The 13,288-nt window shown below is 60.0% G+C and carries 17 protein-coding genes; 7 read left to right on the forward strand and 10 right to left on the reverse strand.

All coding sequences use genetic code 11. The features are described from left to right. Positions 1–56 precede the first annotated feature (56 nt). The 5 genes from kynU to M0654_RS15895 all read left to right on the forward strand — a co-directional run bounded on the left by kynU (position 57) and on the right by M0654_RS15895 (position 4,871). Complete coding sequence (gene kynU / locus M0654_RS15875) at positions 57–1,250, forward strand: kynureninase (RefSeq protein WP_248683952.1); 1,194 nt, start codon at positions 57–59, stop codon at positions 1,248–1,250. Then, positions 1,247–2,086 carry a tryptophan 2,3-dioxygenase gene (gene kynA, locus M0654_RS15880; RefSeq protein WP_248683953.1) on the forward strand — a complete coding sequence of 280 codons (840 nt, stop codon included), beginning with the start codon at positions 1,247–1,249 and terminating at the stop codon, positions 2,084–2,086. Before kynU ends, kynA begins: the two co-directional genes overlap by 4 nt. 42 nt (positions 2,087–2,128) lie before the next feature. Beyond that, positions 2,129–2,962, forward strand: coding sequence for an alpha/beta hydrolase (locus tag M0654_RS15885; RefSeq protein ID WP_248683954.1), 834 nt, complete (start codon positions 2,129–2,131; stop codon positions 2,960–2,962). Positions 2,963–3,178: 216 nt separating this feature from the next. Further along, entirely contained in the window at positions 3,179–4,471 is a 1,293-nt protein-coding gene (locus M0654_RS15890; protein WP_248683955.1) for a TadE/TadG family type IV pilus assembly protein, read from the forward strand. Between the two features lie 94 nt (positions 4,472–4,565). Continuing rightward, positions 4,566–4,871 (forward strand): hypothetical protein, encoded by a 306-nt coding sequence (locus M0654_RS15895; RefSeq protein ID WP_248683956.1) that lies wholly within the window; start codon positions 4,566–4,568, stop codon positions 4,869–4,871. A gap of 15 nt (positions 4,872–4,886) precedes the next feature. Here M0654_RS15895 and M0654_RS15900 read toward each other — a convergent pair whose 3' ends face one another. Continuing rightward, positions 4,887–5,567, reverse strand: coding sequence for a helix-turn-helix domain-containing protein (locus M0654_RS15900; protein WP_248683957.1), 681 nt, complete (start codon positions 5,565–5,567; stop codon positions 4,887–4,889). A 104-nt stretch (positions 5,568–5,671) separates the two neighbouring features. Next, on the reverse strand, positions 5,672–6,379 hold the full coding sequence (locus M0654_RS15905; RefSeq protein ID WP_248683958.1) for a hypothetical protein: 708 nt from the start codon (positions 6,377–6,379) through the stop codon (positions 5,672–5,674). 246 nt (positions 6,380–6,625) lie between these two features. Here M0654_RS15905 and M0654_RS15910 point away from each other — a divergent pair, with 246 nt between their 5' ends. Then, positions 6,626–6,820 (forward strand): hypothetical protein, encoded by a 195-nt coding sequence (locus M0654_RS15910; protein WP_118851039.1) that lies wholly within the window; start codon positions 6,626–6,628, stop codon positions 6,818–6,820. A gap of 25 nt (positions 6,821–6,845) precedes the next feature. On the opposite strand, the gene M0654_RS15915 is transcribed toward M0654_RS15910, so the two are convergent. From M0654_RS15915 to M0654_RS15945, 7 genes are all read right to left on the reverse strand, one after another. Then, positions 6,846–7,160 (reverse strand): YkgJ family cysteine cluster protein, encoded by a 315-nt coding sequence (locus tag M0654_RS15915; protein WP_248683966.1) that lies wholly within the window; start codon positions 7,158–7,160, stop codon positions 6,846–6,848. Positions 7,161–7,215: 55 nt separating this feature from the next. After that, positions 7,216–7,536: a hypothetical protein gene (locus M0654_RS15920; RefSeq protein ID WP_118851041.1), complete on the reverse strand. Its 321-nt coding sequence runs from the start codon at positions 7,534–7,536 to the stop codon at positions 7,216–7,218. A 132-nt stretch (positions 7,537–7,668) separates the two neighbouring features. Beyond that, positions 7,669–8,049, reverse strand: coding sequence for a DUF6481 family protein (locus M0654_RS15925; RefSeq protein ID WP_118851042.1), 381 nt, complete (start codon positions 8,047–8,049; stop codon positions 7,669–7,671). A 124-nt stretch (positions 8,050–8,173) separates the two neighbouring features. After that, a complete protein-coding gene (locus M0654_RS15930) occupies positions 8,174–8,383 on the reverse strand; it encodes a cold-shock protein (RefSeq protein WP_248683959.1) in 210 nt (69 codons plus the stop codon). Positions 8,384–8,626: 243 nt separating this feature from the next. Beyond that, entirely contained in the window at positions 8,627–8,998 is a 372-nt protein-coding gene (locus M0654_RS15935) for a response regulator (RefSeq protein ID WP_248683960.1), read from the reverse strand. Positions 8,999–9,031: 33 nt separating this feature from the next. After that, positions 9,032–10,477, reverse strand: a complete 1,446-nt coding sequence (locus M0654_RS15940; protein WP_248683961.1) for an ATPase domain-containing protein — start codon at positions 10,475–10,477, stop codon at positions 9,032–9,034. Positions 10,478–10,683: 206 nt separating this feature from the next. Continuing rightward, positions 10,684–11,160, reverse strand: a complete 477-nt coding sequence (locus M0654_RS15945) for an Hsp20 family protein (protein ID WP_248683962.1) — start codon at positions 11,158–11,160, stop codon at positions 10,684–10,686. Positions 11,161–11,371: 211 nt separating this feature from the next. Here M0654_RS15945 and M0654_RS15950 point away from each other — a divergent pair, with 211 nt between their 5' ends. Then, complete coding sequence (locus M0654_RS15950) at positions 11,372–11,596, forward strand: hypothetical protein (RefSeq protein WP_118851047.1); 225 nt, start codon at positions 11,372–11,374, stop codon at positions 11,594–11,596. Positions 11,597–11,663: 67 nt separating this feature from the next. On the opposite strand, the gene groL is transcribed toward M0654_RS15950, so the two are convergent. Beyond that, positions 11,664–13,247 (reverse strand): chaperonin GroEL, encoded by a 1,584-nt coding sequence (gene groL, locus M0654_RS15955; protein WP_248683967.1) that lies wholly within the window; start codon positions 13,245–13,247, stop codon positions 11,664–11,666. Positions 13,248–13,288: the final 41 nt, after the last annotated feature.

Raw genomic sequence — 13,288 nt, forward strand, 5'->3', positions numbered from 1 at the left:
GCTGTGCGTCGATCAAATATTTTGTATCATATCCTGACCATAGCAGGATTTACCGAATGACTTCTTTCGACCAAACGCGTTCTCTTTTCCATCTTCCACAGGGTGTCATCTATCTGGATGGCAACTCGCTTGGGCCGCTTCCGATTGCAGCCAAGGAGCGGGTTGCCCGCCTCCTGTCAGACGAGTGGGGCGAGATGCTCATCAAGGGCTGGAACCAGGCCGGCTGGATGATGATGCCCCGTAAGATCGGCGACCGTGTCGGCCGCCTGATCGGTGCCGAAGAAGGCTCGGTCGTGATGGGCGATACCTTGTCGATCAAGGTCTACCAGGCGCTTGCTTCGGCGCTCGACCTGGTGCCGGAGCGTAAGGTCATCCTGTCGGACAGCGGCAACTTCCCGTCCGATCTTTACATCGCACAGGGCCTGATCGGCTCGCTGGCGCGCGGTCACGAGTTGAAGATCGTCGAACCGGAAGATGTCGAAGCCGCAATCGATGAGAACGTGGCTGTGGTGATGCTGACGGAGGTGGATTACCGCACCGGGCGCCTGCACGACATGAAGGCGCTGACGCAGAAGGCACATTCGGTTGGTGCCGTTACGGTATGGGACCTTGCACACAGCGCCGGCGCCCTGCCGGTCGATCTTGCCGGCGCCAAAGCCGACTTTGCCGTTGGCTGCACCTACAAATACCTGAACGGCGGCCCGGGCGCGCCCGCCTTCGTTTATGTCTCACCGCGACATGCTGACAAGGTTCGCCCTGCCCTTTCCGGTTGGCTTGGCCATGATGCTCCGTTCGCTTTCGATCTTGATTATCGCCCGGGCGCCGGCGTCGACCGGATGCGCGTCGGCACACCACCGATCATTGGGCTGGCTGCGCTCGACGCAGCCCTTGATGCCTGGGAAGGCGTCGACATGCAGGATGTGCGGCGCCAGTCGATCAAGCTCTGCGACCTCTTCGTCAACGAGGTGGAAAAGCGCTGCCCGATGCTGACGCTCGGTTCGCCGCGCGACGGCGCCAAGCGCGGCAGCCAGATCTCCTTCCTGCATGAGGAAGGTTACGCGATCATGCAGGCGCTGATTGCCCGCGGCGTGATCGGCGATTTCCGTGCCCCAAACGCCATCCGCTTCGGCTTCACGCCGCTTTACACGAGCGAGGCAGATGTACTCGCGGCCGTCGATATCCTCGCCGACATCATGCAGAACCGGCTGTGGGACACGCCCGAATACAAGCAGAAGGCTCTGGTGACGTGAGCACGAAGCCATACAACCCTGCCGATGAAGGCGCCGAGATGTCGTTCCGGCAGAAGATGTCCTATACCGATTATCTTCGGCTGGACGACGTACTGAAGGCGCAGTCGCCGCTCTCGGATGCGCATGACGAGTTGCTTTTCATCATCCAGCACCAGACGTCGGAACTGTGGATGAAACTTGCCATCCACGAAATCCGCTCGGCCATGGATGCGATCCGTGGCGACACACCGCAGCCGGCATTCAAGATGCTGACGCGCGTTGCCCGCATCTTCGAACAGCTCAACAACGCCTGGGACGTGCTGCGCACCATGACGCCCAGCGAGTATACCGAATTCCGCAACGCGCTTGGCCAGTCCTCCGGTTTCCAGTCGTACCAGTACCGGGCGATCGAATTCCTGGCAGGCAACCGCAATACGGCGATGCTCGGGCCGCATTCGCATCGTCCTGATCTGCTGGCCTCGCTTGAAGACATCCTGTCGCGCCCGAGCCTTTATGATGAGGCGCTGCTGCTGCTGTCCCGCAACGGCTTTGACATCGGCGACGAGGCAAATCGGACGAACTGGCGCGAGACACGTGCTGAAAATCCGAAGGTCATGGAGGCGTGGCGGGCGGTGTATGCCGCACCCGGCAAGCACTGGGACCTCTATGAGCTCGCAGAGAAGCTGGTCGACTTCGAAGACTATTTCCGCCGCTGGCGCTTCAACCACGTGACGACGGTCGAACGGGTGATCGGCTTCAAGCGAGGCACCGGCGGCACGTCCGGCACCCACTATCTCAAGAAAATGCTCGAAGTCGAGCTATTCCCGGAACTTTGGCGTGTGCGCACGGTGCTTTAGGCGCCGACCGGCCCACCACCGCCCGTGACGCAAGGAGGAAAGATGATCTATCACCGCATCAACGACTGGAGCGATGCCTATACCAACGGCGCCAACATTGCCGGCGGCTCTGCATGGCCGGAAAAATGGGTCGCGCCGGCCAAGAACTACCGCGACAGCATGCTTGCAGCCGGCCAGGCGGAGCTTGGGCTGCGCTATGGCGATCGCGTCCGCAACGTCTATGACCTGTTCCTGCCGAAGGACAAGCCCCGTGGCCTCGTCGTCTTCGTGCATGGCGGCTACTGGCAAAGCCTCGACAACTCCTATTGGTCGCATCTTGCCCAAGGCTCGGTCGCACATGGCTTTGCGGTCGCCATGCCGACCTACACGCTCTGCCCGGAGGTCCATATCACGGACATTGTCGCCGAAGTTGGCCAAGCAATCACCACCGTGGCGCAAAGATTCGAGGGTCCGATCCACCTGACCGGCCATTCCGCCGGCGGCCATCTCGTTTCCCGCATGATCTCGGCAACCTCACCCCTGCCCGCGGAGGTACGCGCCCGCATCGGCAACACGATCTCGATTTCGGGCGTCCATGACCTGCGCCCGCTGATGCGCACCAATCTCAACGAGCGTCTGCGCATAACGCCGGAGGAGGCACAACGCGAAAGCGTCGTGCTGCTGGAGCCGGGGCCGGAGACGCGGCTGTTCTGCTGGGTGGGCGGCAACGAGCGTAACGAATTCCTGCGCCAGAACGACCTGCTTGCGAACATCTGGACCGGACTTGGCGCCGAAACTGCCGCTTACGCCGAGCCGGACAAGCATCACTTCAACGTGCCGGACGGGCTGATCGATCCCGACCACCCGATGACGCGGACGCTGCTGATGGCCCGGTAAATCTCTCCGGTCTGACGTCGCGTTGAGGGTGAGGGAAGAGAGATTGGTGGAGACGACATGGCGAATGACGTGAACCGCTAATTTCCTCCCTCCTAGCGCCAATAGCGCGCGCGGCATCAGCAGCCACGCTGGCTGGCAAAACTTCTTAACTACCTTTGGAAACCTGAGACTTACAGGTTTTGTGCGATCCTCTGTTGACCAGCAGCAGGAATCGCCATGCTTTCGCGCTTTTTGAACGACCGCTCCGGGAATTTCGGCATCATGAGCGCGTTGCTCGTCGTGCCTCTGCTTGGCATTGCCGGCGTGGCAATCGACGTTGCGGAAGCCCTGAGCCGCAAGACGCAGTTGCAGGATGCCGCAGACTCCGCCGCACTTGCTGCGATCGCGGAAAAATCAGCGGCCTTCAAGCAGGCCATGCTGATGAGCAACAACGGCGACGTGCCATTCGGCATCAAGGACGCGGAAGATTTCTTCAACTCGCAGGTCGCGGCAATGACCGGCGTGACGCTGCAGAACAGCTCGGCGGCCGTCAAACGTGACGACAACCAGTTGAAGGCCGTCTTCAACTATACCGCATCGGTTCCCACCACTCTTCTCCGGGTCATCGGCAAGGACAGCATCACCGTCTCCGGACAAGCGTCCACCGTCTTCCAGACCGAAACTTTCCGCGATTTCTTCCTGCTGCTCGACAACACGCCCTCCATGGGCGTTGCCGCAACAACGGCCGACATCAACAAGATGGTCGCCAATACCCCCGACAAATGCGCCTTCGCCTGCCACATCGTGAAGGACGGGGTGGAGGACCTGAACAGCTACTACAACAAGGCAAAGTCGCTCGGCGTCACGATCCGCATCAACGTGGTTGCCCAGGCGACCGCAGCGCTGATGGACACCGCGGTTTCGGTGCGCAAGAGCCCGAACCAGTACCGCATGGCCGTCTACACCTTTGGCCAGAAGGCCGAGGACCGCAAGCTCCTGGAAGTCGTGTCGTTGACGGACAACCTGAAGGAGGCCAAGGAGAAGGCGTCGCTGATCGACCTCATGTCGATCCCCTACCAGGGTTATGATAGCGACCAGCAGACCGATTTCGACCGGGCACTGCAGGATCTCAGCACCAAGCTCGGACATCCCGGCACCGGACTGACGGCCGCGAGTCCCGAAAAGATCGTCTTCTTTGTTTCCGATGGCGTCAACGACAGCAAGAAGCCGCAAAGCTGCACGAAGAAGCTCACCGGCACGCGCTGCCAGGAGCCGATCGACATCCGCGTTTGCGAGCACTTGAAGAAACGCGGCTACAAGATCGCGGTGCTCTACACCACCTATCTGCCACTGCCGACCAACAATTGGTACAACACCTGGATCAAGCCGTTCCAGCCCGAGATCGCCACCCGCATGCAAAGCTGCGCGACGCCCGGCTACTTCTTCGAAGTGGGCCCATCGGAAGGCATCACCGATGCGATGAACAGCCTCTTCCTGAAGATCGTCTCGAGCCCGCGCCTTACCGGCTGAGCAGGCAGCACCCCCTTGTTCCTGCGCAGGACGCGTTGACCACGGCCGCCGCTAAGGTCACACTTGGCGACTTCTGCTCAAGAAGGAGGCATGAATGGAAGAGCCGGGTAGCTGGCGACAGATGCGAACCGCACCAAAGGACGGAAGTCGCATCCTCGTGACGATACGCCCGTCGGAACAGGGTCCGGGAGCCGTCGACCTTGTTTATTGGTCCAATGCAGACCGGTTTGGCGGAGAAGCATGGCGTTCATCCGATTCCGTTCCTGGACGGGTCGTGGAATATGCCGAGCCGGAAGTGAAGTGCTGGATGCCGATGCCGCAGGCCAATATTGACCAGATGACGTTTCCCTCGGCTTGGGAGGGCAAGGGCGAAGAAGAACTCGATGGGTCGGGCATCTAGGCGCAGCTACCCGCGTCACACCTGCTCGCGGTTCAGGTGCCCCCCGAGAAGCATGACGACGAGGTGCACGAGATTTCGGGCACCGAAGCGGGTCTTCAGCTTGTCGAGCCGGTGTTCGACGGTGCGGTTGGAGAGACCAAGCTGCGCCGCGATTTCCTTGGCAGTGCAGCCTTCCAGCAGAAGCTGGACGACCGCCTCCTCGTCGACATCGAATTTCCCGTAGGTCTTCGGCGTGTCGAGAAGGAAGCGGGCGTAGCTTGATGAGATGACCCACTGCGGCCGCCCGGTGGTTCTCTGCGGGATCAGGATCCGGTCGTAGCCGAGATTGATGCCGAATAACTGCGTCTTGACGAGCTCGATCGAGGGCTGCTGGTTTTCGATAACCTGCTTCAGCCGCGGGATCACGGCGTTCGCCATGTAGGTCTGGTCCTTGAAGTCACCGATCCTCTGGTCTTCAAAGATCTTGTTGACGTTGAACAGGCTGGAGGTGAAGCCGGAATGGCGAACGGCCTTCATGTGCCATTCCAGCGGGTCGGCCCCGTTCACCGTGATCACCGTCAGGCGCATCTTGATGGAAAGCAGGTCAAGCACACCGGCGTAGACCTGTAGTGGTTCCACGGGCTCGGCCGGGTCGGTTTCGATCCAAGCGTCGAGCATCTTCTGCGCGACAGTGTTGAAAAGGTTGCTCTTGGCCATGATGCTTCTTTGACTGCGAGCAGAAGATGCTCCCGTCGATGATGCGCCAGCCGCCGCGAGCGTGGATCCGTCGCGACGGTCGATCTCAAGTCACGACGTGAAGCTCAACCGGCCGATTTGCCCGCGTTTTTCGCGGCAGCCGCGCGCGTCTGCAGGACTTCAATCGGAATACCGGTGCTTTCGGAGGCGATGTGGAACAGGGCCTGGCCGATATTCTTCGTCTTGAAGGCCAGCCCGTCTTCGCCTCTCTCACGGTCAAAGCCGATCCGGTTGCCCAGCCTGTCGACGATTACATGGACACCGAACAGCATCTGGTCGAACTTGTTGTTGACCGGGGTGCAGAAATTGGCGTTGTCGGAAGTTTCAACCTCGCCGTCGAAGTTCGTGATGAAGATCTGGGTTATGTGAAACTTGTCCGCGGCGCGCTCCACAACCACTTCGCCGAACTTACAGAGGCCGAAATAGGGTGCCGTTGGCAGAACCGCGGAGCGGATCGCCTTGCGCATGCGATGTTCTCGCGGCAGGCGGGAAACGAACAGTTCGCATGCATCCGCGCCGAGAATCGCCATGTTTTCCTTGGTAATGGCGGCGACTTCCGCTGCGGCCATGGAAGGGTCGATCTTGCGGAACTTCTTCATCGAAGTTGCCATCGGTTCCCGGTTGCCATCCTCGCCATGGAACCAGCGCGAGTACCGGGGAGCACCGTTGGCTGAATGGCCTGGATCGGCATGGGCCAGAATAGACGCCTTCGCCACCTTCACCACCGAAGAGCCGAATCTGCTGCCGTATTCCAGTTTGGTCGCTGCACTCATAGTTCCCTCATTCGCACCAGGCATTGATTGAGGTTGAACCTAGAGTTGCCGCGTTAACGGATGCGACAATCGGCCTCCGTAAATTTACCCACCCTGTGCCGATTCCTGTCGCTGATGCTGCGCCACGGGGCAGGTAAGGACGTCTGAACGATGGTTGAGGTTGTGCTAAAACACTTTTCGTTTCAGTCTGGTGCAACCACGACAAGGATGACGGGTTAGCCGTCAAAGCCGAAGCCACAGAGCATCTTGACCAAGCAGCGCACAAAATATGAAGCCATTCAGGAGGAAGATGGCTCCTGGTCGGTCATAGACACGGCAACGGAACTGGCCGTGGTACTGGCCAAGGAGCCGATGGTGCTGCTCCAGGAGCGATTTGCAAAAACGCTGGCTGAATTTCTTAACCTTGAAGAGAAGACGGGTAGCAACAACACCCTGCAGTGACGCGGGTAACCTTTGTGCTCTGTCGCTAGATCAGCCCGAATGCCGCGCGGGCGGTGCGGCAGGCATGGTCTCCGGGGGAGCATGCCCGACAAACATCCGGGCGCACTTCGTAGATCGTGCAGGAGGTGCTGACGCCGACCCGGCCCGCAAGGGCTGAGCAGCGTTCGTTATCGCATCGCATCCCGCGTTCATCTGCAGCGACGAACTGAGGCGGAATGAGGTCGAGCGCTTCATCGCTCTCCATCGTGAAGCGGGGCCATTCGGATGAGTATGAACAGCAGGCGCCGCATGTCTGGCAATCCCAGGATGCTTCGGCGGAATCAGGCTCCGCGAGCGCCATGTCGTGCTGCCCGTCGAGTTCAGCCCATCCGCTCACCTCAAGTCACCCCTCGCGCTTATTTGTGCGTCAGCAGCCACATCTTGCCAGCCATGGTAATGCCATGGGCAGTTTCGCCGGCCGGTGCACTATCGTCCAGCTCGCGGATCAGGCCGTATTCGCGCAATTGGTCGACGGTGGCGGTCGTCGCGAACTTGACCTTGATCGGGCGCTCCTTGAAGCGGTCGGAACGCGCATAGGTGACCTGGGCGTTGAGGTGCGTCCACTTCTTCTCGCCCTGCGGATGAAGATCGCCATCCTTGGCAAGCTTGAGGCCACGAACCTGGGTCGGCGTCAGTTCGACGGCAAGCGCAGCAGTGGTGGTGGCGGGACTGTTCATGTGAGTTACTCCTTTATCGGCTTTGAGAGACCCGGCCGCTCATCGACAGGACGTGTTCCATGGCTGCTGTCGCAGATTGGACTGCCATCGTGGCAAGACTAGGGGTCGTATTGAGTAAGTGTGAGGTTCGGCTCAGGCCTGGCGCGCTTTGCGGGCGGCGTATTTGCGGTCACGCTCGGCCTTGCGGGCCGCTTCGTCTTCGAGAACGCGCGTGATGCGGTTCTTCTCGGCCTGTTCGCGGGCTTCGGTTTCAGCGCGGGCGGCAGACTGGGCTGCGGCTTCGCGTTCAGCTGCCTCGGCGGCGGCGCGGTTCTGCTCTTCGAGCTTTGCCTGCCGGCGTTCGGCCTGACGGGCCTCACGAGCCTCGGCGATCGCAATGCGCTCGGCCTGCTTTGCTTCGCGAAGCGGAGCGGCGGCTTCCTGGGCGGCCTTGTAGGCCTGGAGCTGCGCGGCTTTCGCTTCGGTCGCAGCGGTACGCCTGTCGGCGATGTCGCTGTTTCGGGTGGTTTTCAAGATATCACCTCAGATAATTCGCTTCGGGAAAAAGAAAAAAGGCCAGGCTATTGCCTGACCTCACGTCGTCTCATGCTTTCAGCGGTGCCAGTACATCCGTGGTCAACGGAAAGCAGAGATTGGATCAAGCGGCCTGGAGATTGCAGGCCGACATCTTGCCCGACTTGCGGTCGCGCTCAAGTTCGTAGGAAACCTTCTGGCCTTCTACGAGCTCGCGCATACCGGAGCGCTCGACGGCCGAGATGTGTACGAATGCGTCAGCGCCGCCGTCGTCAGGCTGGATGAATCCGAAGCCCTTGGTGGAGTTGAACCATTTTACTGTGCCACTGGTCATGATGAACCCTTTCAATAGCAATAGAAGAAGTCGCCACGCTTGATGCGTCGCGGATGATGTAACGATGCTTTAAAGGGAGGGTCGTTCAACACGCGGTGCCAATCGCGTAGTAACCAAACTCGGCAAGAAAATATCGATAACCAGTAGATAGGGGGCCAGGCGCCTTAAGTCAATGACGGGCAGGGAATTTAATTAGATCAGCTCTTCGCGGCTTGAAATTCATCTCGCCGGCTCATGTGAAAATCAGCGCGCCAGCTTGGTGTCCAAGACCTGGTCCACCGCTTCCAGAAGACGCACCTCGTTATAGGGCTTGTCGAGGACGGCGTCGAACATCTCCGGATGTGCCCGCCCGATGCTTGCCTGCGCGCCGCTTACCAGGATGATCGGAATCTGGGATAGTTCATCATCCTCCCGGATCGCCTGTGCAAGCTCCAGACCCGTCATCAGGGGCATCATGAAATCGGTGATGACAAGCTCGGGGCGCCGTTCCTTCACGAGCGTCAGTGCCGCGAGCCCATGCGGTGCAGCCTCCACCTCATGGCCGGCCTCTTCCAGCATGATGCTGAGCACATCGGCTATCAGAAACTCGTCTTCCGCGATGACAATCAGCGCCATGTCAACTGCTCTCGTTTCCTCGACATGACACGTTCACGTTGAAAGAGGTGTCGCTAATCCTGTAGCCGCGTTGACGACTGGTGGTAGCGGAACATCGATCCGTATCCCTGTGTTCCCAAAGCTGATCTCGTGGATTGCCGGATCGAATGCACTGTCCCTGACCTTCAGGATCGACAGTGCTTTGATGTATCGGGACTCCGCCTCGATGTGGCGCAGCATCACCAGGTTGTCGATCAGGCTTGAAAGCTCCGAACCTGGCGCCGTCAGCGTTGGGCCGAACAGGTCGCGAAGCTCCCACGTCGCCAAGGTCGTCACCCCGAGCGCCCGCAGCTCGTTGGTCAAAGCCGATAGAAACTCGGTCATGCGCAGCTGGTGCACGGCGGCTCGCTGGAAGCCGCCCAGTCCGTCGATGAAGAGCCTCTTCACCTTGCGTTGGTGGATCGCCTGAAGCAGCTGGTGCCCGAGCTTGTCGAGCAGGTTCTCGGTCATCGGGTTCCAGATGATCTCAAGATCGCCTGCCTCGATCCGGCTTTCGATATCGACGCCAAGCGCCCGCGCCTTCGCCCGCAGCCGCGCCGGCGTCTCGTAGAAACCAAAATGCAGCGCCGGCTCTTCCTTGCTTGCTCTTGCAAGGAAACTCAAACCCACCGCGGTCTTGCCTGCGCCCGATGGCCCGAAGACCAGCGTGACGGAACCGGTCGGCAGCCCGCCGCCAAGCAGGTTGTCGAAGCCCTCGACACCAGACTGAACGGTTCGGGCTTCAGGCTCTGTCTCTACGGACGGACGCTGCAGGACCGCCTCAAGGCGGGGATAGCTCACAAGCCCGGATGAGGTGATCTCGAACTGGTGCAGGCCACCCAGCGCCGGACTGCCGCGGGACTTCTTGACCTGGAGCCGGCGGACAGAGCGTACCCCAAGCACCTCCTCGTGAAGTTCGATCACGCCATCGACCATGGTGTGTTCGGGACTGTCATCGGCAAGACGCGTGCTGGTGAGAAACAGCACCGTGCAACCCACGAAGGCTGCCTGGCTCTGGATCTCGGCCACGAAGGTCTTCACGTCCAGCGGCGAGTCTGCCCTGTCACGAGCATTCAGCAGACCGTCGAATACCAGAAGTGTCGCACCCTGCCGGGCGATTTCCTTGCGGACGAGGCTCACCACTTCCGACAGGCTGTTGTCGCGCAGGGTCTGGAAAACGCTTACATAAGAAATCGTCATCCCCAGTTGGCTGCGGTCGAAGAAGTCAAGCGTGCCAAGCACCTGGAAAAGCCGGTCATGCGTCTCCGCAAGAAGCGTAACGTAAAGCACGCGTCGTCCGTTGACGACATTCGCAAACGCCACCTGGTTCGACAGGATGGTCTTGCCCGCGCCCGGCTGGCCCTGGATGATATAGGAGGCGCCCTCAATGAAGCCGCCGCCCAGAATCTGGTCCAGGCCCTCAACGCCGCTGATGATCCTTGGAAGTAATTGTGTCGCCATCGTTCCCCGCCACTTTCCGCAGCTAACAGTAACGTTGCGCCCCTGTTTTTCAACGCGCAGGCGTCATCTTTTGATCATGCCAGAGAGAAGCTGGTGAGAAACAGGCGAATATGGAGGTCCGCGAGGCCGAAAGCTGGTTCAAAAAGGTAAAAAGGAAAAGGCGCCGGACAATCCGGCGCCCCGTTAGGTAAGCCCTTGTTGGGAGCTTAAGCAGCCTGCTTCTCTGCCTCGATCTGCTTGGTCTCCATCTTCGGCAGAGCCATGCCAGTCGAAATCTCGATCTGCCGCGGTTTCATCTCCTCGGGGATTTCCCGCTTCAGGTCGATGGACAGCAGGCCGTTGTCAAGCCGCGCCCCCGTGACCTTGACGTGGTCGGCAAGCTCGAACCTGCGCTGGAACGAACGACCGGCGATACCGCGATAAAGGTATCGTACCTCTTCCGAAGCATCTTTCTGGCCCGACACGAAGAGCATGTTCTGCTCCTGGGTGATGGTCAGTTCGGGCTCGGAGAAGCCCGCCACCGCCATGGTGATCCGGTAATCATCGTCACCGGTCTTGATGATGTCGTAAGGCGGCCAGTTGTCGATCGTCTCGATGCGGCTCGCGCTTTCAAGTGCATCGAACAGGCGGTCAAAGCCGATGCTCGACCGGAACAGGGGCGAAAAATCGAAGTTTGTCCTCATAGCCATATCCTCCTTAAGCAACATGGAACGAAGGAGGCGCCAAGAGCCAGCGACGCCTCCCGGACAGGTCGGTCCCCGATTGGGCAACCGACTAATAATGATATAAAACAGTCTTTTAGCTGTTCAAGAGGTGACGACTTCGGCGTTGAAAAATTTGATCTTTCGCAGCTCTCCACCACATTGGGTTGGTCAAGACATGGAGGAGACGGATATGACAATGACTTCGAAAGACGTCACGGCCGTTCTGGGACCGGTCGATGAAAGCCTTGCAGCCGATCTCATCGCGACCGGCGCGACGCAGGCCGAACTGGCGGAGGCGTTCGCCTGGATCAACAATGACGAAGCCTTGATGAGCGAGGGCCGTCGCCTGCCGACGGGGCGGGTCGCGACACTGGTCGACCTGTTGTCGGCGGAAGAAGAAGACGAGCTGGAGTGAGCAGCTATCTGGCACCGCACATAAAAAAGGCCCGTCCTGTGTGGGACGGGCCAAGGCCTTGCATGTTTTAGAAGTCCATGCCGCCGCCGGCAGGCATGGCCGGTGCCGCTTCCTTCTTCGGCTTCTCGGCGATCATTGCTTCCGTCGTCACCAGCAGGCCAGCAACGGACGCGGCATCCTGAAGGGCCGTGCGGACAACCTTGGCCGGGTCGATGACGCCCTGGGCATAAAGGTCGCCATACTCACCGGTCTGGGCATTCCAGCCGTAGGAAAAGTCGCTCGTTTCGCGCAGCTTGCCAACGATGACCGAGCCTTCGGCGCCGGCGTTCTGGGCGATCTGGCGCACTGGCGCCTCGATTGCACGGCGAACGATGTCGACGCCGACGCGCTGGTCAGCATTCGGCGTAGCGATGCCATCAAGCGCCTTCACGGCACGCAGAAGCGCGACGCCGCCACCAGGCAGGATGCCCTCCTCGACAGCCGCACGCGTTGCATGCAGCGCGTCATCAACGCGATCCTTCTTTTCCTTGACCTCGACTTCGGTGGAGCCACCCACGCGGATGACGGCAACACCGCCAGCGAGCTTGGCAAGACGCTCCTGCAGCTTTTCGCGGTCATAGTCTGAAGTGGTTTCTTCGATCTGGGCGCGGATCTGCGTGGTCCGGCCGTCGATGTCGGACTTCGAACCCGCACCATCAATGATGGTGGTGTTTTCCTTCTCGATCGAGACCTTCTTGGCGCGGCCGAGCATGTCGAGCGTGACGTTCTCGAGCTTGATGCCAAGGTCTTCGGAGATGACAGTGCCGCCCGTGAGGATGGCGATGTCTTCGAGCATGGCCTTGCGGCGATCGCCGGAACCAGGCGCCTTGACGGCAGCGATCTTCAGGCCGCCACGCAGCTTGTTGACGACGAGCGTGGCAAGGGCTTCGCCTTCAACATCTTCCGCGATGATGAGCAGCGGCTTGCCGGACTGAACCACCGCTTCGAGAACCGGCAGCATGGCCTGCAGGTTGGAAAGCTTCTTTTCGTGGATCAGGATATAGGGATCCTCGAGCTCGACCCGCATCTTGTCCTGGTTCGTCACGAAGTAGGGCGACAGGTAACCGCGGTCGAACTGCATGCCTTCAACGACTTCCAGTTCGGTTTCAGCGGTCTTGGCTTCCTCGACGGTGATAACGCCCTCATTACCGACCTTTTCCATGGCTTCGGCAAGGTAGCGGCCGATTTCGTCATCACCGTTGGCCGAGATGGTGCCGACCTGGGCGATCTCGGCATTGCTGGTGATCTTGCGCGCGTTCGCCTTCAACTCCTTGACCACCGCGTCGACCGCCAGATCGATACCGCGCTTCAGGTCCATCGGGTTCATGCCGGCAGCGACCGCCTTGGCGCCTTCCTTCACGATTGCCTGCGCCAGCACGGTGGCCGTCGTGGTGCCGTCGCCGGCAAGATCATTGGTCTTCGAAGCGACCTCGCGCACCATCTGCGCGCCCATATTCTCGAACTTGTCTTCGAGTTCGATTTCCTTGGCGACGGAAACGCCATCCTTGGTGATGCGAGGCGCGCCGAAGGATTTGTTGATGACGACGTTGCGGCCCTTCGGACCAAGCGTCACCTTTACAGCATCCGCAAGCACATCGACCCCACGCAGCATGCGTTCACGGGTGTTGATTTGCACTGAGAGCTGACCCGGGA

Origin of the sequence: Neorhizobium turbinariae (genome assembly GCF_023223505.1) — a bacterium.
Classification (GTDB): Bacteria; Pseudomonadota; Alphaproteobacteria; order Rhizobiales; family Rhizobiaceae; genus Neorhizobium; species Neorhizobium turbinariae.